This window comes from Mesorhizobium sp. M2A.F.Ca.ET.037.01.1.1 (assembly GCF_003998075.1).
Lineage (GTDB): Bacteria > Pseudomonadota > Alphaproteobacteria > Rhizobiales > Rhizobiaceae > Mesorhizobium.
The window spans coordinates 1-1,499 of record NZ_RZSA01001297.1 but is presented as its reverse complement, the minus strand read 5'-3'; the positions used below and the strand labels follow the sequence as shown (position 1 = coordinate 1,499).

Annotated in this window: 3 protein-coding genes; 2 read left to right on the top strand and 1 reads right to left on the bottom strand. The window is 64.8% G+C overall.

Annotation, left to right across the window (positions count from 1 at the left end; translation table 11 throughout):
• Together EOA27_RS41220 and EOA27_RS36110 are read left to right on the top strand one after the other, a co-directional pair.
• On the top strand, positions 1-190 hold a 190-nt coding region (locus EOA27_RS41220), incomplete at its 5' end, for a ChbG/HpnK family deacetylase (protein ID WP_348639886.1).
• Positions 187-597, top strand: coding sequence for a GtrA family protein (locus EOA27_RS36110; protein WP_126081427.1), 411 nt, complete (start codon positions 187-189; stop codon positions 595-597). The genes EOA27_RS41220 and EOA27_RS36110, both read left to right, overlap by 4 nt.
• Positions 598-794: 197 nt before the next feature.
• Here EOA27_RS36110 and EOA27_RS36105 read toward each other — a convergent pair.
• A partial coding sequence (locus EOA27_RS36105; protein ID WP_145970819.1) for a MurR/RpiR family transcriptional regulator occupies positions 795-1,499 on the bottom strand: 705 nt, incomplete at its 5' end.

Here is a 1,499-nt window from a genome sequence, read left to right as displayed (position 1 = left end):
GCGCGCCGCGATCAAGACCTTGCCCGAACAAGGGGTGTTCATGTGCCATCCGGGCCATGTCGATGACATTTTGCGGGCGCGAGACCCGATGCAGGCCGCGCGCGAGGTTGAGTACGCGGTTCTTTCCTCGCAGGATTTCGGCGACATCCTCGACAAGGCCGGAGCCCACGTCATGGATGGTAGCGCATGAGCAATGCCGGCCAGCCGCAGCGTTCGACCGGCAACAAGATCGTCCGCTTCGCTCTTGTCGGACTGGTCAACACCGGCATCGACCTCACCGCATTCTACCTGCTGCTCAAGCTCACGGCGCCGGCTTTGGCCGCCAATGTCGGCGCCTGGTTCGTCGCGGTTCTCTTTTCCTTCGTTGCGAACCGCTTCTGGTCGTTCGAGCGGGACCCGGACATACGGCTGCACCATTCCTTCCTGCGCTTCGTGTCGCTGGGCGCGTTGATCTCGCTGGGCGTTTCCAGTCTCTCGATCGCGGCGCTGGCAGGAGCCATCGGCGTGTGGCCGGCCAAGATCATCGGCGTCGTGGTGGCGGCCGTGCTGAATTTCCTGGCCGCGCGCTGGTCGATCGAGGGGCGGTTGTTGAGGTGAGTCCAAGGACTTCGCTGCCCGGCCGGCTGGATGTTGGGACCCGATCCATTAATCTGTCTGCGCCGGACGCGGTCCCGATCCCTGCCGCACTTTCGTGAAGGCCTAATGCATGTCGCCCAAAAGTGCGCAGCGGTTTTGGACCACGACATGCATAGAAACAACAAGCTGAAGCACTGAGGCCGTTCAGACGCGACGCGCTAGCGCAAGCTCTCCAGATCGCGGATGCGCTTGGCGCCGGCGGCTTCCAATTGCCTCGTCACAGCGCCAATCAGGGTTTCGGCGACGACGAACAGAGCGGCGGACGAATCCCAGGCCGAAGGCACGGCAGTGCGTCCGGCGATCACATGGCGGGCGAAGCGGGCGATCGGCGACAGCCATTGGTCGGTAAAGAGGATGATCTGCACGCCGCGGTGATGCGCCTTCTCGGCGAAGCGGACGAGGCTTTCCTGGTAGCGGCGGATGTCGAAGATCACCAGGACGTCGCGCTTGCCCATGTCGATCAGGCGGTCGCGCCAGATGCTCTCCTGGCCGGCGAGGTGATAGACATCCGGCTGGATGATGGCGAGATGGGCGGCCATGTAGCGCGCCAGCGGATCGGTGAAGCGGCCGCCGATGAGGAAGGTCTTGCCGCGCCGCTCGGCAAGCCGCGCCGCGATGTCGGCCAGCTGTTTGTCGGTGAGGTGGCGGAAGGTCTCGCGCAAATTGTCGAGCGTCGCCTCCAGCATCGGCGAGACGGCGCCGCCGGCCGAGCCCGGATTGAGCGTGCGCGAGGCGGGCGACTGCAATTGCGCGGCCAGCTCATCCTGCAACGCCGACTGGAATTCGGGGTAGTTCTGGAAACCCAGCCTGGCGACGAAACGCAGGATCGTCGGCGAGGACACGCCGGCCGCGGCCGAGAATTC